The organism is Actinacidiphila polyblastidii (assembly GCF_036353415.1).
Classification (GTDB): domain Bacteria; phylum Actinomycetota; class Actinomycetes; order Streptomycetales; family Streptomycetaceae; genus Actinacidiphila; species Actinacidiphila polyblastidii.
The window spans coordinates 55,276-73,550 of sequence record NZ_JAZEWV010000025.1 but is presented as its reverse complement, the minus strand read 5'-3'; the positions used below and the strand labels follow the sequence as shown (position 1 = coordinate 73,550).

Annotated in this window: 17 protein-coding genes and 1 pseudogene; 8 read left to right on the top strand and 10 right to left on the bottom strand. The window is 76.0% G+C overall.

Annotation, left to right across the window (positions count from 1 at the left end; all coding sequences use genetic code 11):
- Positions 1 to 35: 35 nt before the first annotated feature.
- From V2S66_RS24740 to V2S66_RS24730, 3 genes are all read right to left on the bottom strand, one after another.
- Positions 36 to 2,825 carry a LuxR C-terminal-related transcriptional regulator gene (locus tag V2S66_RS24740; protein ID WP_330798539.1) on the bottom strand — a complete coding sequence of 930 codons (2,790 nt, stop codon included), beginning with the start codon at positions 2,823 to 2,825 and terminating at the stop codon, positions 36 to 38.
- Between the two features lie 217 nt (positions 2,826 to 3,042).
- Positions 3,043 to 4,443 (bottom strand): ATP-binding protein, encoded by a 1,401-nt coding sequence (locus tag V2S66_RS24735; protein WP_330798537.1) that lies wholly within the window; start codon positions 4,441 to 4,443, stop codon positions 3,043 to 3,045.
- Positions 4,440 to 5,150, bottom strand: coding sequence for a response regulator transcription factor (locus tag V2S66_RS24730; RefSeq protein ID WP_330798535.1), 711 nt, complete (start codon positions 5,148 to 5,150; stop codon positions 4,440 to 4,442). Before V2S66_RS24730 ends, V2S66_RS24735 begins: the two co-directional genes overlap by 4 nt.
- 35 nt (positions 5,151 to 5,185) lie before the next feature.
- Here V2S66_RS24730 and V2S66_RS24725 point away from each other — a divergent pair, with 35 nt between their 5' ends.
- Positions 5,186 to 5,728, top strand: a complete 543-nt coding sequence (locus V2S66_RS24725; protein WP_330798534.1) for a hypothetical protein — start codon at positions 5,186 to 5,188, stop codon at positions 5,726 to 5,728.
- A 263-nt stretch (positions 5,729 to 5,991) separates the two neighbouring features.
- Complete coding sequence (locus tag V2S66_RS24720) at positions 5,992 to 6,816, top strand: CAP domain-containing protein (RefSeq protein WP_330798532.1); 825 nt, start codon at positions 5,992 to 5,994, stop codon at positions 6,814 to 6,816.
- 116 nt (positions 6,817 to 6,932) lie between these two features.
- On the opposite strand, the gene V2S66_RS24715 is transcribed toward V2S66_RS24720, so the two are convergent.
- Positions 6,933 to 7,496 (bottom strand): NADPH-dependent FMN reductase, encoded by a 564-nt coding sequence (locus V2S66_RS24715; RefSeq protein ID WP_330798531.1) that lies wholly within the window; start codon positions 7,494 to 7,496, stop codon positions 6,933 to 6,935.
- Between the two features lie 231 nt (positions 7,497 to 7,727).
- Here V2S66_RS24715 and V2S66_RS24710 point away from each other — a divergent pair, with 231 nt between their 5' ends.
- On the top strand, positions 7,728 to 8,246 hold the full coding sequence (locus V2S66_RS24710; RefSeq protein WP_330798529.1) for a MarR family winged helix-turn-helix transcriptional regulator: 519 nt from the start codon (positions 7,728 to 7,730) through the stop codon (positions 8,244 to 8,246).
- A gap of 50 nt (positions 8,247 to 8,296) precedes the next feature.
- Here the strand turns inward: V2S66_RS24710 and V2S66_RS24705 are convergent, their stop codons facing one another.
- Both V2S66_RS24705 and V2S66_RS24700 read right to left on the bottom strand, forming a co-directional pair.
- Positions 8,297 to 8,809: a signal peptidase II gene (locus tag V2S66_RS24705; protein ID WP_330798528.1), complete on the bottom strand. Its 513-nt coding sequence runs from the start codon at positions 8,807 to 8,809 to the stop codon at positions 8,297 to 8,299.
- A 167-nt stretch (positions 8,810 to 8,976) separates the two neighbouring features.
- On the bottom strand, positions 8,977 to 11,478 hold the full coding sequence (locus tag V2S66_RS24700; protein ID WP_330798526.1) for a SpoIIE family protein phosphatase: 2,502 nt from the start codon (positions 11,476 to 11,478) through the stop codon (positions 8,977 to 8,979).
- 421 nt (positions 11,479 to 11,899) lie between these two features.
- Between V2S66_RS24700 and V2S66_RS24695 the strand changes: the two genes are divergently transcribed.
- From V2S66_RS24695 to V2S66_RS24675, 5 genes and pseudogenes are all read left to right on the top strand, one after another.
- Positions 11,900 to 12,694: a hypothetical protein gene (locus V2S66_RS24695; protein ID WP_330798525.1), complete on the top strand. Its 795-nt coding sequence runs from the start codon at positions 11,900 to 11,902 to the stop codon at positions 12,692 to 12,694.
- Between the two features lie 106 nt (positions 12,695 to 12,800).
- Positions 12,801 to 13,601 (top strand): bestrophin-like domain, encoded by an 801-nt coding sequence (locus tag V2S66_RS24690; protein ID WP_330798523.1) that lies wholly within the window; start codon positions 12,801 to 12,803, stop codon positions 13,599 to 13,601.
- A 124-nt stretch (positions 13,602 to 13,725) separates the two neighbouring features.
- Positions 13,726 to 13,908, top strand: coding sequence for a hypothetical protein (locus V2S66_RS24685; RefSeq protein WP_330798522.1), 183 nt, complete (start codon positions 13,726 to 13,728; stop codon positions 13,906 to 13,908).
- 117 nt (positions 13,909 to 14,025) lie between these two features.
- Complete coding sequence (locus V2S66_RS24680) at positions 14,026 to 14,679, top strand: hypothetical protein (protein ID WP_330798520.1); 654 nt, start codon at positions 14,026 to 14,028, stop codon at positions 14,677 to 14,679.
- 33 nt (positions 14,680 to 14,712) lie between these two features.
- A pseudogene (locus V2S66_RS24675) lies at positions 14,713 to 14,805 on the top strand (sigma factor); the annotation flags it as partial.
- Positions 14,806 to 14,982: 177 nt separating this feature from the next.
- Here the strand turns inward: V2S66_RS24675 and V2S66_RS24670 are convergent.
- The 4 genes from V2S66_RS24670 to V2S66_RS24655 form a co-directional block, all read right to left on the bottom strand.
- Positions 14,983 to 16,269 carry an MFS transporter gene (locus V2S66_RS24670; RefSeq protein WP_330798518.1) on the bottom strand — a complete coding sequence of 429 codons (1,287 nt, stop codon included), beginning with the start codon at positions 16,267 to 16,269 and terminating at the stop codon, positions 14,983 to 14,985.
- Positions 16,270 to 16,345: 76 nt separating this feature from the next.
- On the bottom strand, positions 16,346 to 17,074 hold the full coding sequence (locus V2S66_RS24665; protein ID WP_330798517.1) for a TetR/AcrR family transcriptional regulator: 729 nt from the start codon (positions 17,072 to 17,074) through the stop codon (positions 16,346 to 16,348).
- Positions 17,075 to 17,304: 230 nt separating this feature from the next.
- Positions 17,305 to 17,679, bottom strand: coding sequence for a hypothetical protein (locus V2S66_RS24660; protein WP_330798515.1), 375 nt, complete (start codon positions 17,677 to 17,679; stop codon positions 17,305 to 17,307).
- A 134-nt stretch (positions 17,680 to 17,813) separates the two neighbouring features.
- Positions 17,814 to 18,254 (bottom strand): roadblock/LC7 domain-containing protein, encoded by a 441-nt coding sequence (locus V2S66_RS24655; RefSeq protein WP_330798513.1) that lies wholly within the window; start codon positions 18,252 to 18,254, stop codon positions 17,814 to 17,816.
- Positions 18,255 to 18,275: the final 21 nt, after the last annotated feature.

Sequence of the window (18,275 nt, the reverse complement as noted above, 5' to 3'; positions counted from 1 at the left end):
CCCCCGCGGCGGCGGGGCCACCGGGGCGCCGGGGGTCAGAGCAGGTCCAGTTCCCTGGCGCGGCGGACGGCCTCGCCCCTGCGGGTGGCGCACAGCTTGCGGAAGATGCTCTTCAGGTGCGACTTGACCGTGTTGACGGACAGGAACAGCTCCTCGGCGACCTCTTCCGTCGATTTCATCTGGGCGACGCAGCGCAGCACCTCGTACTCGCGGTCGCTGAGCGGTTCGACGACCACGGGACGGGCGCCGTCGGGCGCCGCGCCGGGGCGCCGCCCGACGATCGCGGGCGGCAGCCAGGGGTCGTCGGGGACCGGGTGCCCGCGCAGGGCGCGGGCCAGCCAGGGACCGGCCTCCAGGAAGGGGCGGCGCAACCGCTCGGGCCGGGCGGCGTCGAGGGCGCGGACCGCGAGGTCGCGCGCGGTGACCGCGTCCGCGGCGCGCTCGGCTGCCTCGGCCCGAGCGAGCAGGGTGCGCACGGTGATCGTCGGCCCTTCGGACCGGTCGGAGGGGTCGCGCGCGACGGAGTCGGGGGTGTCGAGGGCGTCCAGGATGCCGGCTGCCGCCGCCGCGTCGCCGACGGCGAGCCGGGCGCGCGCCGCGAGGAGGGCGCACTCCGGTGTCCCGGTCGCGGTCGGGTCGGCTCTTTCGAGGGCGGCCAGGGCGTCCCGGGGGCGGCCCTGCGCCAGGTGCGCGGCGGCCGCGGCCAGCGCGAGCCGGGCTCTGACCCAGGGCGAGCGCACTCCCACCGGGGAGCGGTCGTCGGCTCCGGACAGCGCGCGCAGCGACCCCTGCGGGTCGCCGTGGGCGAGCAGCAGCCGGGAGTTCAGGAGGGCGATGCCGGAGATGACGACCGGGTCGTGGCGGGCGCCCGGCGACGCGGCCGCCCGGCACAGGCCGGCGCGCGCCGCGTCGAGTTCGTCCCGGTCCACCGCGACCGCCGCGAGGACGAGGTGGGCGACGCCGCTGCGGCGGGCCGGCGGCAGACCGCCCTGCTCGGCCACCGCGATGGCGGCGCGTGCGGCGGTCTCGGCGCGTGCGGGCCACCCGCGCAGGAAGTCGATCATCGCGATCCGGCCGAGCGCCTCGTGCCGCGGCGACACCGTGACCGGCAGGTCCGCCGTCCCGGCGGCGGCCGACAGCGCCTCCGTCGCCGTGTCCAGCCGCCCGGCCCACAGCTCCGCGGCGCCCAGGCTGGTGAGCAGCAGTGCGGGCAGTTCGGGATGGCGCCGCAGCTGCTCGGGCGGCAGCGCGTTCCCGAACGCCTCCGCCTCCACGGCCGCGGCCTCCGCGGTGTCGGCGGACCCGAGCAGCCCGCCGGCCGTCACCCGCAGCAGCGCCAGGCTCAGCCGCACGGCCACCCGGTCGGGGGCGCGGTCCCCGCGGTGGCCGCCGGGGGCGGCCGATCCGGCGGCCCGAGCGGCCTGCTCGGCCTGTTCTGCCTGCTCGGCCCGGCGCAGATGGGCCAGGCCGGGGCCGACGTCGTAGCGGGCGAGGCTGCGGGCGGCGCGGATCATGTCGGGGGCCTGGCCGCGCACGTGCGGCGGCATGCGGGACAGGACGTCGTCGAGCCGCTGCGTGTCCAGGCCGGTGAAGAGCTGGCCGATGCCGAGGCCGTCGATGAACCGGCCGGCGGCGAACTCCCAGTCGCCGGCGGCGGCCGCGTGCCCGAGGGCCGCGTCGAGCTGTCCCGCCTCGCTCAGCCACCGGGCGGTCGTCCGGTGCAGGTCCTGCTCGATGCCGGGGTGCCTGGCGCCCAGGTGGACGCGGAGGATCTCGGCGAAAAGGGGGTGCAGGCGGTACCAGGAGTGGCCGACGGAGGTCACGAAGGCGTTCGCCCGCTCCAGGCCGGCGAGGATGCGCGCGGCCTCGCCGCGGCCGGTCAGGGCGTCGGCCAGGTCGGGATGGACACGGTCCAGGATGCTCGTGCGCAGCAGCAGCTCCTGGGTCTCGTCGGGCTGGCCGGCCAGCACCTCGCCGAGCAGGAAGTCCGCGACGGCGCTGTGGCCCGCCTCGAAGTCGGCGAGGAACGCGCAGGGGTCGTGCGACTGCCCCATCGCCAGGGCGCACAGCCGCACCCCGGCCGCCCACCCCTCGGTGCGCCGGGTGAGCAGCAGCGCCGCCTCGTGCCCGGCGCCCAGACCGTGGCGGGCCAGCAGCAGCGCGGTCTCCCGCGCGGTGAAGGCGAGGTCGGCGGCGCGGATGTCGGCGATCTCGTCGGCGGCGCGCCTGCGGTGCAGCGGCAGCAGCGGTTCCGTACGGCTGACGAGCAGCAGCCTCAGTCCGTCCCCGGCGTGCCGCAGCACGAACTCCAGCTGGTCGGCGACCTCCCGCGCGTCGGCCCGGTCGAACTCGTCCAGCACCAGCAGTACGGGCTCGGTGCGTCCTTGCAGGTACGCCGCCAGCCGGGCGAGCATCGCCCGGTCCACCGCGTCGGCGCGCGCGGGGCTGCCGATCTCGCGCGGCAGCGGCACCCCGTGGTGCCGCAGGGCTTCCAGGACGTACGACCAGAACAGGCCGGGGGCGGCGTCGCCGCGCTCCAGGGTGAGCCACGCGGTCGGCCAGGGCAGCGGGTCCTGGGCGAGCCAGTCGGCGACGCACAGCGTCTTGCCGGCCCCGGCGGGGCCGTTGACCAGGATCAGCGGCTTGCGGACGGCGTCGCCCAGCAGCCGGGCCAGGCGCGCCCTGCGGACGAAGGTCGCCGGGACGGCGGGGACCGAGAAGCGGGTCGCGAGGACCGGGTCACCGGTGGTGGGCAGTGTGCGGGCGGGCGGGTCGCCGCCTCGCGTGGCGCCCGGCGGGGGGCCCGGGGCAGGTGCGTGGACCATGCTCCTCACCGAGCCGTCCGTCGTGCTCCGCTGCGGCACGCCGCGGGTGCGGCGCCGGACAGGGTCGGGCGCCGCGCTCCTGCCCCCGCAGGAGGTGTCGCCGTCCGCTGTGTCTCCTGCTGACCAGCTTAGGTGATCGGTCGCACGGCGCCAGCGCGGCCGAGCGCGCCACCGCGGCCGGGCGACCCGCGCGGACCGTGCGCCGCCGGCCGGGCGCTCAGCGGTACGCCCACAGGCCGCGGCGGCGTCTGCGCCGGCGGGTGCGGGCGCCGCGCCGCACGGGCTCGTCGGCGAGGCCGAAGGTGACCGCGATGTCGGCGCCGCCGAGCGGGCCGCGGGTGAGGCGCACGGAGCCGTCGGCGGCGCCGGCCGCGCGGCGGGCGATGTCCAGGCCGAGGCCGGTGGAGCCGTCGCTGCCGCCGCGGGCGAGGGCGGCCTCGGGGTCGGCGATGCCGGGGCCGGCGTCCGTGACGGTGAGGGTGACGGCGCTCGCGCTGCGTTCGAGCCGGATCGCGAAGGCGGCGCCCGGCGGGGTGTGCCGGAACACGTTGCCGGCCAACGCGTCTATCACGGCCGTCAGTTCGTCCTCGGGGACGGCGACGGTCGTGGGTTCGGGAGTGATCTGGAGGTCGAACGGCCGGTTCTGCTGGCGTGCCAGGGTCGCCCAGAACGCCGCGCGGGCCGCGGTCACCTCGGCCGCCGAGCATTGCGCCGCGCCGCCCGCGCCGGAGTGGTGGGCGGCGCCGAGGCCGGCCGCCGGGACGGTGCCGCCGGCCGGGCGGACGGCCAGCGGCGCGCGGGCGGTCTCGATGATCGACTTGAGTTCCGCCTCCAGTTGGCCGACGGCGGCGGTGATGCGCTGCGAGTCGGCGCTGGTGGCGGCCTGTTCCGCGGCCAGGCGCAGCACGGTCAGCGGGGTGCGCAGCCGGTGCGAGAGGTCGGCGACCAGCTCCCGCTCGGTGGCGACCAGGTGCACCATCCGGTCGGCCATCGCGTTGAACGCGATCCCCGCCTCGTGCAGTTCCGGCGGTCCCATCGGCTCGACGCGCGCGTCCAGGCGGCCGGCGCCCAGGGTGTGCGCGGCGTGCGAGAGCCGCCGCGAGGAGCGCACCACCCGGGCGGCGAGCCGGTCCGCGACCAGGACCGAGCCGAGCACCAGGCCGAGGGCGAGCGCGGCCATCACCCACCAGGACTCGGCGACGCCGCGGGTGAGCTCGGCGCGCGGCACGAACTCCTCGATGACGGCGACCCTGCCGCCGTTGAGCACGACGGGCTGGAGGTAGGCCCAGCCGCCCGGCACGTCGCCGGTCAGCGCCGCCCCCTCGCGCTGTGCGCGGCCCAGCAGCGCGGCGGGCGCGTGGCTGGTGCCGATCGGCGGCGCGTCCGGCAGGTGCACGGCGAGCCGGTCGTCGGCGTCCACGCTCGCCGCGGCCTGCCGCAGGCTCGCGGTGTCGGTGGTGAGCGCGAGGACCGGGGCGAGGGCGGCGGCCCGCTGCTCGGCGGCGGTGATCGCCTGGGTGCGGGCCTCGGACCGCACCAGCAGCGACAGCGGTATCAGGAACGACAGGGCCACCATCGTCGTGACCGCCAGGGCTATGCCGGCGAGGGTCCGTCTCAATGCGGCGCCACCAGCTTGAAGCCCACGCCGCGCACGGTGTGCAGATAGCGCGGCCGGACCGCCCGCTCGCCCAGTTTGCGGCGCAGCGCCGACAGGTGGACGTGCACGGTCTGGTCGTCGACGTAGGGCTCCCGCCACACCTCGAAGAGCAGCTCCTGCTTCGAGACGACCGCTCCGGTGCGCCGGGCGAGATACGCGAGCAGGTCGAACTCCCGCCGGGTCAGGTCGAGTTCACGTCCGGCGAGCAGCGCGGTACGGGCCTGCTCGTCGATCCGCAGGTCGCCGACCTCCAGCGGCGGCGCGGCGGGGGCCTGCGGGGCGGGCCCGCGGGCGTACCCGTCGGAGGGCTGCGAGCGGCGCAGCACCGCGGCCAGCCGGGCCTCCAACTGGCCGCCGGAGAACGGCTTGACCAGGTAGTCGTCGGCGCCGGTGTTGAGCAGCCGGATGATCTCCGCCTCGTCGTCCCGGGCGGTGGCGACGAGCACCGGGACGTGCGAGATGCCGCGGATCATCCGCAGCGCGTCCCTGCCGTCGATGTCGGGCAGCCCGAGGTCGAGGACCACCGCGTCGAACCGGGCCCGGGTGACCTCGCGCAGGCCGCCGAAGCCGTCGGCGGCGCTGCGCACGACGTGCCCGAAGGAGGTCAACGCCTCTATGAGAGAGGAGCGGATGACCGGGTCGTCTTCGATGACAAGGACGCTGGCCATGCGGCACACCGTAGCGGATCGGCCATGATGGGGCCGTGTCCCGGCTGCTGCGCTACTTCCTCGTCTGGCTGTCCTGCACGGCGGTGACGGTCACCGCCGTGTTCCTGACGGTCCGCTACGTGGTGCACTCCACCGCGCCGATGCCGCCGACCGCCCGCGCGCTGCCGATCGCGCCGGGCGGCGGGACGTTGGCGCCGATCACGACCTCGCCGAGCCCCTCGCCCTCGCCCTCGCGCACGACCACCCCGAAGCCCAAGGCGTCGCCGTCCCACCGGGCCACGCCCAGCCGTCCGGCCCCGACCCCGCGGAAGCCGTCGGCGACGCCGTCCGCCGACTGCCGGGACGGCGGCGTCGGCGCGCAGACCGTGCACTCCCAGGGCGGGCAGGTCACGGCGCGCTGGGGCGCCGAGGCGGTGTGCCTGGTGTCCGCTGTGCCGGCTCCCGGCTTCACCACGCAGACGGCGCAGCACGCCCCTGACGAGCTGGTGGTCACCTTCTCCGGCTCGCACCACCGCTCGCAGATCACCGCGACGCTCCACCCGCAGCCGAAGGCGGCGATCTCCGAGGTGTCCTGGTAGAAGCGTCCGCTGTCCTGGCGGGGGTGGCCGGCGTCCTGGTGGGGCGGTGGGCCGGGTGGCGGGCAGCGAAGTGAAGTGCGGCATGCGGGCTTTCTCAGCGGAACCTTAAGCGCGGGTCCGAAGGCCCCTCACCAGGGGCGCTCAGCCCTAGATTCGGTCGGGCCCGAGCGGTCGGCCCCCTTGCCCCCGGCTGCGTCCCCACCCCACCACGCGCCGGCCGCGGCCGCTCGGGCGTCCAGGCCCTCCCACGAAAGCAGCCCCGGATGAGCAGCCACCGCCGTACCTCCCGGTCCGCCGGCCACCGCGCCCCGCGCACGCCCCGGATACGCATGGCCCTGTCCGGCGCGGCCGCGCTGGCCGTGGTGGGCGGCGGCACCGCGTTCGCCTGCATGGGGCACCCGGAGCACCATCAGGCGCAGACGGCCTGGGGGCACGCGGCGCAGCCCGCCGGCTGGCGGCCGGGCGGGCACTCCTCGGCGCATCCCACCCCGCCGCACCACACCCCCGCGCACCACACCCCGCCGCCGACCGCCGCGCCGTCGGCCGGCTCCTCCCGGCCGACCCCGCGGCCGACCGCGACCCGGCCGGCGCCGACGACTCCGGCACCGACCCCCACCGCGAAGCCGACGCCGACGCCGGCCCCGACCGCCACCACGGCGGGCTCCGCCGTCCAGCAGGTCCTCGACCTCATCAACACGGCGCGGGCGCAGCAGGGCCTGCCCGCGTACAAGCTGCTCGCCGGACTCACCGCGAGCGCGACACAGCACAACCAGGTGATGGAGGCCGGCTGCGGGCTGTCCCACCAGTGCCCGGGTGAGGACCCGTTCGGCGACCGGGAGACCGCGAACGGTGTGCACTGGTCGTCCGCGGGCGAGAACATCGGGGTCGGCGGCCCGGTGGCCGACACCCCGCAGGCGATCGCGACGATGGCCGTCGGGCTGACCCAGGGCATGCTCGACGAGAAGGCGCCGAACGACGGCCACCGCCGCAACATCCTCAGCTCCGGCTTCGTCTACGTCGGCATCGCCGTGCACCGCGACGGCTCCGGCTCGGTCTGGCTCACCCAGGACTTCGCCTCGCTGCAGTGACCGGCCCGGCCTCGGTCACCGGCTCGGGGCGCTGACCGGCTCGGCGTTCTGACGGCCGCCGTGGTGCTGCGGGGTCCGGCGCGGTCAGCCGGTCAGCCTGCCAGCCCGTACGGCACTCAGGCGCGGACGGTCTTGAGGGCGCCGGCCCACGACTCCAGCTGGTCGAAGAGCGTGACGACCGCGCCGTCGTGCTGCGGGCCGGGCGTGAAGGTGGAGAAGTTCTCGAAGTCGTGGAACAGCGAGAAGCTCAGCTGCTGCCGCACGTGGGCGATCTGCAGCTCGCTGGTGATGCCGCGCAGGTGCTCGATGGCGCGGGCGCCGCCGACGCCGCCGTAGCTGACGAAGCCCGCGGCCTTGTTGTTCCACTCACCGTAGATGTAGTCGATGGCGTTCTTCAGCACGCCCGACGTCGAGTGGTTGTACTCGGGCGTGACGAAGACGAACCCGTCGTAGCGGGCGATGGTGGCCGCCCACTCCTTGGTGTGGTCGCCCGCGTACTGGCCCAGGGACGCCGGCATGGCCTCGTCCAGGTGCGGCAGCGGGTAGTCCACCAGGTCGATCAGGTCGTAGTCGGCGGCGGTGCGGTCCTTGGCCTTGGCCAGCACCCAGTCGGCGACGGCCTTGCCGTTGCGCCCCGGGCGGGTGGAGCCGAGGATGACGGCGATCTTCAGGTCGGCCATGGTGGTTCCTCTTCTCAAGCGGCCGTGGGCGGGCCACGGCTCATTAGCTGTTCGCCACAGGTAACCGGCCACTGCCGCGATCCATTCCCGCTCCGGGGGACTCCATTGCCCCCGGTTGCCACGGTCAGCGAACCCGAGGCGGGAGCGGCCCGTGGCTCCCTGGTCGCGCCGCAGCGGCCGTCCGGTCGGTCGGGGGGGCGCACTTCTGTTCTGCACAGGTAAAGTCAGGGCATGACAGCGGCGCCGCACAGCAGAGCGCGGGTCCCGTCGCCCACCGCGGCGGCCGGCGGACCGGTCAGCAACGCGATGGTCCGGGTGACGAGGCTGCACATCCTGCGGGTCCGCCAGCTGTTCCGCGAACTGGGCCTGCACCCCGGCCAGGAGCTGCTGCTGATGCACCTGTGGGACACCGGGCCGCAGCGCCAGAGCGACCTCGCGGCCGTCTTCGACACCGACTCCGCGTCGATGTCCCGCACCGTGCAGCGGATGGAGCGGGCCGGTTTCGTACGGCGGCGCCGCGACCCCAGCGACGGCCGGGCCGGCCTGGTGGAGAGCACCGAGGCCGGGCTCGCGCTGCGCGGGCAGGTCGAGCAGCTGTGGACCGACCTGGAGACCGCGACCACCGGCGACATGCCCCCGGCCGAACGCGAGGCCCTGCTCCGCAGCCTGGCCCATCTGGAGCGCAACCTCGTCGCCGTGCAGAACGCCGAGTGCGACGCGCGGCCGCCCGCCGCGGACGCCGGCGCCTGATCGCCCGGCGCCGGCCGCTGGCACGCGCTCGGTCCAGTGGGCCCCGGGGCTCAGTGGGCCTCCTCCACGGCCTTCAGGGGGACGCCGCGGAAGGTCTGTACGAGGACCGTCACCAGGCCGGCGGTCACGCACTGGTCGCTGAGGTCGAAGATGCCGGAGTGGCCGATCTGGAGGAAGTCCAGGACCGCGCCGCGTCCGAAGCCGGGGGTGCGGAAGAGGCGGTCGGCGAGGTTGCCGCCGGCGCCGGCGAAGAGCAGGCCGAGGCCGGCTCCCCAGCCCACCGACCGCAGCGCCGGAGCGGTCCACGCGATGAAGGCGAGCACGCCGACGGCCAGCACGGTGAAGACGAGGGTGGCGTGCGGGGCGAAGGAGCCGGCCGCGCCGGAGTTGCGGTAGGCGGTGAGGGTCACCGCGCCGCCGAGCACATGCCGCGGCTCGTGCCCCTCCACGTACACCGCCGCCAGGGCCTTCGTCGTCTGGTCGAGGGCGAGCCCGGCCGCGGCGGTCATCCACAGCGCGCGCCGGGCCGCCGCCGACCCCGCTCCGCTCTCCGTACCCGGCACCTGCCGCCTCCCGCACGTCCATGACCACGCGATGGCTGAACTCTCATCCTCTCAGCGAGCCTACCTCCGCGGGCCGGACCGGCCGGGGCGGCGGGGGCTGCCAGGGGACGGCGGGCGACCGCGGGGGGCGCGGGAGCGGCCGGGGCCCGCCGCGGCCGCTCCCGGAGTCAGCGCCCGCTCGGCGCCGCGGACGCCCTCGTCTCCGGGGCGGCGGGGAGCGGCTGCTCGGTCCAGATGGTCTTGCCCTGCTGCCCGTAGCGGCAGCCCCAGCGGGAGGTGCACTGGGCGACGATGAACAGGCCGCGGCCGCCCTCGTCGGTCGCGGCCGCCTTGACCACGCGCGGCTGGGTGTTGCTGGGGTCGGTGACCTCGCAGATCAGCACGTCGCCGCGGATCAGGCGCAGCGCGACGGGGCCGCCCGCGTACCGGATGGCGTTGGTCGTCAGCTCGCTGACCACCAGCTCGGTGCTGAAGGCGAGCTCGTCCAGACCCCAGTCGGCGAGCTTGCCCGCGACGGCGGTCCTGGCGGCCGCGACCGACGCCAGCTCGGCGGGGAACTGCCAGCCGGCGACGTCGTCCCGGCTGACCGTACGGGTGCGGGCCAGCAGCAGGGCGATGTCGTCGCCGTCCGGGCCTGCCTCGTCGGCCGGGGAGCCGGCGGCCGCCTCCTGCGCGGCCTCCTCGGCGTCCGCGATCAGGCGCTCGCCCAGCTCGGGCAGCCCGCCGCCCTGGCGGCAGCGTACGGCGAGCTGGTCCCGCAACCGCTGGACGTCGCGGCCGCCGCGGTACCGGTCGAGCGCCAGCAGCCCGTCGGTGTACAGCGCGATGACGCTGCCGGGCGCCACGTCGACGGTCACCGACTGGAAGAGTTCGGCGCCCGCGCTCAGTGGCGGGTTCGGGGGCACGTCCAGCACCTCGGCGGCGCCGTCGGGACCGACCATGACCGGCGGCGGGTGACCTGCGCTGGCCAGCGTGCACCGGCGGGTGGTCGGGTCGTACACGGCGTACAGGCAGGTGGCGCCGACGGAGTCCCGCTCGCTCGCCGGAGTCTCGTTCGCCATGCGCTGGACCAGGTCCTCGACGTGCGCCAGGAGTTCCCCGGGGTCGAGTTCGAGTTCGGCGAAGGTCTGCACCGCGGTCCGCAGCCGTCCCATCGTGGCGGCCGCGCCCAGCCCGTGGCCGATGACGTCGCCGACCACGAAGGCGACGCGCAGCGACGGCAGGTCGATGACGTCGAACCAGTCCCCGCTCACCTCCGTCCCGCCGCCCGAGTTCCGGTGCACGCCCGCGGTCTCGGCGGCCGGCAGGTCGGCCCGCGCGTGCGGCAGCAGGCGTTCCTGCAGGGCGACCGCGGCGCGGTGCTCGCGGGTGTAGCGGCGTGCGTTGTCGATGCCGAGGGCGGCCCTGGACGCGATGTCGCCGAGCAGTTCCGCCTCCGAGGCGTCGAACGGGTCCGAGGCGCCGGTGCGCCAGGCGGTGACGGTGCCGAGCAGATGGCCGCGGGCGTACAGCGGCGAGATGACGAGCGACGTCGCGTCTTCCGGGACGAGCAGCCGGACGAGGTCCTCGTCGCCGAGCGCCTGGAGTATCGCGTGGCGGTCGAGCGTGACCCCCTCCCCGCGCTGGATGTCGCGCACTTCGCTGCTGCCGCGCAACTGCGGGTGCATGGAACCGACTTGCAGCAGGCCGGCCGGCCACGGCCCGGTGCTGCCGGTGGCGGCGACCCGCAGCAGCCGGGCGCCGAGCCGGGCGGGGGTGCGCGGCGGCTCGTCGCCCACGAGCACGCTCGGCGCGATGTCGACCGCGGCGAGATCGGCGAGGCCGTTGGTGACCACCTCCGCCAGCACCTGGGAGGTGCGGTGGACGTCCAGCGAGAAGTCGATGCGGGTGGCCGCGTGGTGCAGCAGGTCCCGGTGGCGGCGGATGCGTTCCTGCTCGGTGACGTCGTCGATCATCGCCGCCACGCCGGTGGGCAGGCCGTCGGCGTCCTCCAGCCGGAACGCGGAGAGCGACAGCACCCATCGGCGGTGGCCTCTGCGCTGGTCGCGGACGCTCTGCCGCTGTGTGAACGCCGGATCGCCGGTGCGCAGCACCCGCAGCAGGACCGCCTCGAGCTCGGCGGCGTGCGGCTCGGTGAGCACGTCCCGCAGCCGCTGGCCGGGGCGGTAGGACGGGCCGCCGAACATGGCGGGGGTGACGTTGGTCTGCTCCAGGCACAGGTCGGTGCCGTGGATTCCCAGGCCCATCGCGCCCTGCCGCATCAGGGCGCGCAGCAGCGACACGCCGTGGCCCCACTCGACCGCGGCCTCCGCCGGCGCGAAGAGCAGGAGGGTGCGCGCGGTGACCGCGCCGGCCGGAATGCCCGCGGTGGCCGGGGCGGCCGCGCCCGTCAGCGGTACGGCGTACAGGGCGGCGCGCAGCCGGCCGGCCGAGCCGTGCCTCAGTTCCACCACACCGCCGACCGGTACGTCCGGCATCTGCGAGCGCTTCGACATGTCCGCCAGCAGGGCGCGGAACGGGCGACCGTTCACCGCGCTCGCCGGCAGACCCAGCATGGCGGCCGCCTCGGCGGACCACTCGACCACGATTCCGTCCCGGTCCACGACGGCGGCGGCCAGGCGGGCAAAGCAGAATCCCGCGTCGCCCGGATCCTCGCCAGACCGAACCATATGCGCTCCCGTCGGGCAGCTGACGCCCTTTCCACCGTAACGCCGGGCCCGGCGCCCGGCCCTTCGGAGCGGGAGCGGGCGCGGAATGCGGAGGCGGTGCGGCCGCTCACCCGCCCCGCCCGCGGAGGCGGTACGCGGCCACCGGCCCGTGCGCGGCCCGTGCGCGGCGCGGGCAGGGCGCGGGAACGGCGCATCCGGCCTGTTTCTGGGGAGCCGGTTCGCAAGCGGGCGCATTCATCCACCAATTAATCGCATTATCGGAAAGGAATGCATCCGCCCATTGTTCCGGGAATACCTCTTCGCCTGACACGTCCCAGGTCACCCCTTTACCGTCATAGTCGTGACAACGGACAGCGGGGCGCGCCGCGTTGTGCGCCGGCCCTCCATCGGCGACGTTCTGTTACCGGCGGGAATACGGGGCTTGCGGACTGCGGGCACGCTGACCATCGTGGCGCTGGGGACCGCCTTCGTCCTCGCCGCGCCGGACGCGGCCACCGCCTCCGCGGCGTCCCCGGCGACCGCAGGGGGCGCGGGCGTCACCGTGGTCGCCGGCTGTCTGGACGCGCTCCCCGGCCGCCCGGCCGGCGGCGACCGCTGCGGGGTGCTGGCGGTGGTGTGCGGCGGCGACGGACGGGCCGTCACGTCCGTCGCGCTCCTGGGACTCCCGCTGCCCATCCCCGGCGGGCTCGTGGTGCGGGTGGGCGCCGCCTGTCCCGGCGCGACCGCGGCGCCCCCGCCCACCTCCCCGCCGCCGACGGCCCCGCCCCCGACCTCGGCGCCGCCCACCTCCGCGCCGCCCACCGCCTCGCCGACGGCGACCGGCCCGAGCTCCGCTCCCCCCGCGTCGGGCAGCGCTCCCGCCACGCCGTCCGGCCCTGCGACCGGCCCGGCGTCCGGCGCCGGGTCCCCGCCCGGCGCGGTCTCCCCGTCGGCGCGTTCCGGACGGGGCGGCCGGGCCGGCGCCGCGTCCGCGGCCCCCGCGAACGGGCCGGTCCCCGCGGCTGCCGCGTCCGGCGCCGCCGCGCCGCCCGGCGGATCGGCCCCGGCCGGATCGCCCGCTCCCTTCTCCTTCACCGCCCCGGAGCCGGGCGCTCGCCCGCTCGGGGACCCGCGGGACGCCGAGGCGGCCCGCTGGTGGCTGCTGTCCCTGCTGGGCGTCATGCTGCCCGCCGCGCTGACCGCCGCCCTTCCCCGCGGCAGCGGCCGCCGCACCTGATCCGTACCGCCCACCGGGCACGGCCCACCCGTCCAGCGAGACCCGTCCACCGAGCCTTCCGCCAGACCCGTCCGCCAGAACCGTCCGCCTGCCCGCCGGGAGTGCCATGTCCTTGTACGTCGTGTCGCTGCTCTCCACGCTCGGCGGCGTCGCCTTCGCCTTCCTGGCCGGGAAGTTCCTCGGCAGCGGGCGGCGGGCGAAGGCCGGGGAGTTCACCGGGCAGGCGCAGTCGCTGATCGGCGCCGTGCTGCTCAGCTCGTTCATCCTGCTGACCGGCTTCCAGGTGGCCGGCGGATGGTCCGCGCTCAGCAGCGCGCGGTCGCGGACGTACGACGAGTCCCGGGCGCTGGCCGACACCTACTGGGCGGCGGGCGGGCTGGCACCGGCCGACCGGGCGCGGGTCCGCTCGCTGCTGCGGCAGTACACGACGGCGGTGCGCACGGTCGAGTTCCCCGAGCTGGCACACGGCCGTACCAGCCCCGCGGCCTGGCAGGACCTGGACCGGATCAGGGCCGCGATCGGGACGGCCTCGGCGGCGACCGCGCCGCGCCAGGCGGCGAGGTCGGCGGCGCAGGACTCGCTCGCCACCGTCTACCAGACCAGGACCGACCGGGCCGCCCAGGCCGGCGGCCGGATGCCCGGTGTGACGTGGTACGCGATGCTGGTCGGCGGCGGCCTGCTGATCGTCTTCCCCGCGCTGCTGGGGGTGGCGGTGACGATGCGGCAACTGGCCGCGCTGTGCTGCGTGGGGGCCGCCGTGGCCTTCGCGATCTGCCTGGCCGCCCAGCTCGGCAACGCCTTCCAGCGGCCGCTGGGCGTCCGCGCGACGGCGTTCACCCTCGCCGATCGGCGCTTCGCCCAGATGGACGCGGAGGGGTTCACCGTCTCCGCCGCGCCGCCCCCCTGACGACGCCCGGCGAACTGGTGTGCGTCACTCGCCGGTTGGCGGGCAGTCGGTCGGGTGGGAGCGCGAGATCGCGCTCCCACGGACCGCCGGCGGCAACGCCGGCCCACGTCAGGGAGGGATTCGCATGCTGGCTGCCGTAGGCGCCGTCATCTTCGCCATCGCGTATCTGATCAACGTCACGGGCACCGACACCGACGCGGCGTTCACGCCGCTGAGCCTGATGATCGCCGGGCTCTTCTTCGTCGCTCTGCACATGGCGGGAGTCGGCACCGGCTGGTCCTACTCCAACAGACGGCGCCGCCGCTGACCGCTCCCGGGACGCCGGGCCGCGGAGTGGGGACGTCGTGTTCGCCGATGTGAACCTTTCGGCGGCGGCGGTCCGTGTCACGGGTGGACCCACGCCCCTACTCCGCGGAAGACGACGATGACCACAGCAGAGCACGCCGGCCCCCGGCCGGGCGCGGCCGCCACCGGCGCGCCGGCCCGGCGGCGCACGCCCAACGGGATCTGGCTGGCCGCCGTGCGGCCGGCCCCGGTCGACGACGACGAGACACCGGACTTCGGCATGCCCACCGATCCGGTGGACGCGGCCGTGCGCCGCAGGGTGTCGGAACAAGGCGGCGCGCAGGGCGTGTTGCGGGCGCTGCTCGGCTCACCCCTGTACCTGCCCGCCGACCGCGCGGGCGCGGCGGCCGCGCACGCGGGTGGGCGGATGGGGTACGCGACGGTGTTCAGCGACCCGCGCCACGCGCCGCCCGGCGCGCCGGGGCTGATCGCGGTCACCGCCGACTGGCTGCTCGCGGCGCTGCCGGAGACCACCGCCCTGTGGATCAATCCGGAGGGCGACGCGCCCTTCTGCGTGTTCGTCGACGACCTGCGGACCGTGGCGGCCGAGCCCGCCGCGGTCCTCTTCGCGGAGCGGCACCGCGACGGCACCGATTCGGCACCGCGCTCCGCCCACGGCCGGGTCCGACGACGATCCGCGATCTCCGGGGAGCCGCGCCATGGGCACGCCCACGACGGCCCGGCCGACCACCGGGTGGACGCGCCCCGACCCGTTCCGCTGCCTGGTCCGTGACCACCGGGGACCCCTGACGGCGTACGCGCCAGGCTGCTCGGCGACCACCACCTCGCGGAGGACGTCGTCCAGGAGGCGCTGCTGCGCGCGTGGCCGCACGCCGAACGCCTGTACAGCACCGAGGGATCGGTCCGCGGCCGGCTGCTGAAGGTGGTGCGCAGCCTGGTCGTCGACCGGATGCGCAGCCCGGGGGTACGGTACGAGACCGGGCGCGCCCGTCCCGGTGCCGGGCGGTCCCGGTGCGCGCGGTCCGTCCGCCTCGCGCCCGGGGCCGCGGCGGGTCCCGGCGGTACGGCGTACGTCTCAGCGGGCGGCCGGCGCGGCGCTCCTGCGGACCAGGCGCGCGGCGTTCTCCAGGGTCCACACCGCGAGGCCGGCCGCCATGAGCGCCGCGGCCATCACGGTCACACCGGTCCAGCCCCAGGCGCCGTAGACCGCGCCCGTCGCGGCGGAGGACGCGGCGCCGCCGAGGAAGACGGAGGTCATGTAGACGGAGTTGACGCGGGCCCGGGCGTCCGGGTGCAGCGCGTAGATGTCGCGCTGGCTGAGCACCTGGTGGCCCTGTACGGCGAAGTCGAGCAGGACGCCGCCGAGCGCGAGGACGTAGAGGTGGGAGACGCCCAGACCGGCGACGAGCATGGAGAGCAGCCCGAGGACGAGGGCCGCGGCCCGTCCGGTCACACCGTGGCCGGCGTCGCCGAGGCGTCCCGCGAGCGGGGCCGCGACCGCACCGGCCGCTCCGACCAGCGCGAAGACGGCGATGCCGGACTGGGACAGGTGGTGGCGGCCGGCGAGTTCGTAGGCGACCGCGGTCCAGTAGGCGGTGAAGGCGCCGAACAGGGCCGCCTGGGTCACCGCCCTGCGCACCAGCAGGGGTTCGGTGCGGGCCAGCCGGCCGACCGAGGCGAGCAGTTCGCCGTAGCGCGCGGCGTGCGCGGGGCGGCGCTCGGGGAGGATGCGCATCAGCGCGAGCGAGGTGAGCAGCATGACGCCGGCGGAGATCGCGTAGATGCTGCGCCACCCCCACGCCGCGGCGGCGAAGCTGGCGACGGACCTGGCCAGCATGATGCCGAGCAGCAGGCCGCTGACCACCTGGCCGACGAGCCGGCCGCGCGACTCCTCGGGCGCCAGGTGCGCGGCCAGCGGTATCAGGATCTGCGCGACGACCGAGGTCACGCCGATCACCGCGGACACCGCGAGGAAGACCCAGAAGTCGGGGGCGAACGCGGCCACCGCGAGGGCGGCGGCCGTCACGAGCAGCGTGCGTGAGGCGAGACGCCGGTTCTCCAGCAGGTCGCCGAGCGGGATGAGCAGCGCCAGGCCCAGCGCGTATCCGATCTGGGTGGCGGTGACGACGACGGTGGCCTCGCCCTGGCCGACGCCGAAGGTGCGGCCGAGCAGGTCCAGCAGCGGCTGCGCGTAGTACAGGTTGGCGACGCTCGCACCGCAGGCGACGGCCAGGGTGAGGATCACCCAGCGCAGCGCGCGCGCCGGGGGTTGTGGATGCGGCTGCCACTCGGCGTCCGGCTCGATCGCCGGATCGGTCTCCGGCTGGGGCTTCGGGGAGGGGGACGCGGTACGCGCTGTCATCGGGACTCCGCGGGTCGGTTGCCGGGCGGCCAATTACTGAACATTGCGTTCAGTAAGAGCGCCGAGGGCACGGCGGCTATTCCCGCGCCGAGGGTGCCCGCTCCGAGGCTTCGCGTGCCGGGGGTTCGCGCGGCGGGCGGTCCGGCGGGCGGGCGTCGCCGGCGATCCCGGCGAGCACCTGCTCGACGGCGCGCTCGGCGAACTCCTCGTCCAGCGCGTCGTGGCTGAACAGCAGCCGGTAGTAGACCGGCGCGAAGACCAGGTCGAGGGTGACCGCGACGTCCAGTCCTGGGCGCAGTTCGCCGCGCTCCATCCCCTGCCGGATCACCTCCGCCGCGACCGCGCGCCGCGGACCGAGCCACTGCTCGCGCAGCGCCTGGGCGACCTCCGGATCGGACTGCGCGTCCGCGGCCAGCGCGCGCATCAGCGGCCCGGCCGGCGTTCCGGTGAACAGGCGGACGGCGGCGACCGCGAGGATGCGCAGGGCCTCGGGGGCGTCGACGCCCTCCGGCAGCGTCCAGGAGCCGGCCGCCCGCAGCATGAACCCTTCGAGCGCCACCGCGCCGCGCGACGGCCACCACTTGTAGATGGTGGCCTTGCCCACCCCGGCGCGGGCCGCGATCGCCTCCATGGTGGCGGCGCGCAGGCCGCCCTCCATCATCAGGGCGCCCGCGGCGGCGAGGATCGCGGCCCGCCGCTCCTCGCTGCGCGGCCGCCCGGCGCGCGCCGCCCCCTCGCCGTGCGCGCCCGCGGCGGCGGCCGGCGCGGCGGCGGCCTGCCCGCTGTGCCCGGTCGTGGCACTCACCTCCGTCCGCCTCCTGCCTGCACGACCTCGCTGATGACTGAACGCTGCGTTCAGCCTAGCTCCGCGGCCGCGCCCGCGCCGCGCCCGGCGCCGGGCCGGTCGAAGTCGGCCTCGCCAGGGCCCTGTACGGCATGGACGCCAGCCGGATCGTCGGCACGGGGCCCAGGGGTTCTGAGCGCGCGCGGCCGCACCGGACGGGGTCCGGTGCGGCCGGCGGCGTCGGGACCGCCTCACACGTCGAGGTCGCTCTCGATCGACCGCAGCTGGTGGCGGGCCATCGCCAGGTTCGCCCGGCCCTTGTCCAGGGCGAGGTAGAGGAAGAGGCCGTTCTTGCCGCGCCCCCTGAGCAGCCGGATCAGGTGGTACTGCGTCCCGAGCGTGATCAGGATGTCCTCGATCTCGTCCTTGAGGCCGAGCAGTTCCATGGTCCGGGCCTTGGCGCGGACCACGTCGGTGTTGCCGGCGGCGGCGACCGTGAGATCGAGTTCCTTGCCGCCGCCGATCGTGCCCAGTGCCATGCCGCTGGTGTAGTCGACGAGCGCCACGCCGATGACCCCCTCGATCGAGGTCATCGCGTCCTTGAGGGTGGTTTCTGTGTTGGCCACGGTGAGCTGGCTCCCTTGCTGGGTTTCCGGTGTGTCCGGCGGGTTCTGCCGGGCGGACTGGTGTGCGGTGCGGGGGGACCGGGCGTGCGCGGCGGTGCCGCGCGGCCTCGGGCGGCGGGGGGTGGTCATGGCGGTCAGGGATCCTCCGGTCCTACGGCGGCGGAGTGGATCAGGTCGGCGACGCGGGCCCCTGAGCGGCGTGCCTCCATGTGCAGCCGGCCGACGTTGACCCGCGGTCCGGCCAGCACGGTCAGCACGCAGGCGGAGCCGGCGGCGTACGTCGCGACGTAGCCCTCGTCGCCGCGGACGAGCAGCTCGCGGAACCCGCCGCGCCCGGTGGTGTCGGCGAGCCGCAGCCCGACCCCCAGCGCCGCCGCGGTGAGCGCGGCGATGCTCTCGGCGTCCTGCAGCGGCGGGTCGGCGGCGAGCACCAGGCCGTCCACGCTGGCCGCGACCACCGCCGTCACCTCGGTGGTCCTGGCGCGCAACCGGGCCAGCTCCTCGCGTACCTCGGCCTCGGCCTCGGGCGGCATCGGCTTCCTCCTCTCGGCGCGGTGTCTGAGCCCCCGCCTCATGACGGCGCGGACCATGCCCCG

Bases quoted from the DNA above. Each gene is read 5' to 3' on its own strand.
- V2S66_RS24740 (WP_330798539.1), bottom strand. From the start codon at position 2,825: ATGGTCCACGCACCTGCCCCGGGCCCCCCGCCGGGCGCCACGCGAGGC.
- V2S66_RS24730 (WP_330798535.1), bottom strand. From the start codon at position 5,150: ATGGCCAGCGTCCTTGTCATCGAAGACGACCCGGTCATCCGCTCCTCT.
- V2S66_RS24720 (WP_330798532.1), top strand. From the start codon at position 5,992: ATGAGCAGCCACCGCCGTACCTCCCGGTCCGCCGGCCACCGCGCCCCG.
- V2S66_RS24715 (WP_330798531.1), bottom strand. From the start codon at position 7,496: ATGGCCGACCTGAAGATCGCCGTCATCCTCGGCTCCACCCGCCCGGGG.
- V2S66_RS24710 (WP_330798529.1), top strand. From the start codon at position 7,728: ATGACAGCGGCGCCGCACAGCAGAGCGCGGGTCCCGTCGCCCACCGCG.
- V2S66_RS24700 (WP_330798526.1), bottom strand. From the start codon at position 11,478: ATGGTTCGGTCTGGCGAGGATCCGGGCGACGCGGGATTCTGCTTTGCC.
- V2S66_RS24690 (WP_330798523.1), top strand. From the start codon at position 12,801: ATGTCCTTGTACGTCGTGTCGCTGCTCTCCACGCTCGGCGGCGTCGCC.
- V2S66_RS24685 (WP_330798522.1), top strand. From the start codon at position 13,726: ATGCTGGCTGCCGTAGGCGCCGTCATCTTCGCCATCGCGTATCTGATC.
- V2S66_RS24680 (WP_330798520.1), top strand. From the start codon at position 14,026: ATGACCACAGCAGAGCACGCCGGCCCCCGGCCGGGCGCGGCCGCCACC.
- V2S66_RS24670 (WP_330798518.1), bottom strand. From the start codon at position 16,269: ATGACAGCGCGTACCGCGTCCCCCTCCCCGAAGCCCCAGCCGGAGACC.
- V2S66_RS24655 (WP_330798513.1), bottom strand. From the start codon at position 18,254: ATGAGGCGGGGGCTCAGACACCGCGCCGAGAGGAGGAAGCCGATGCCG.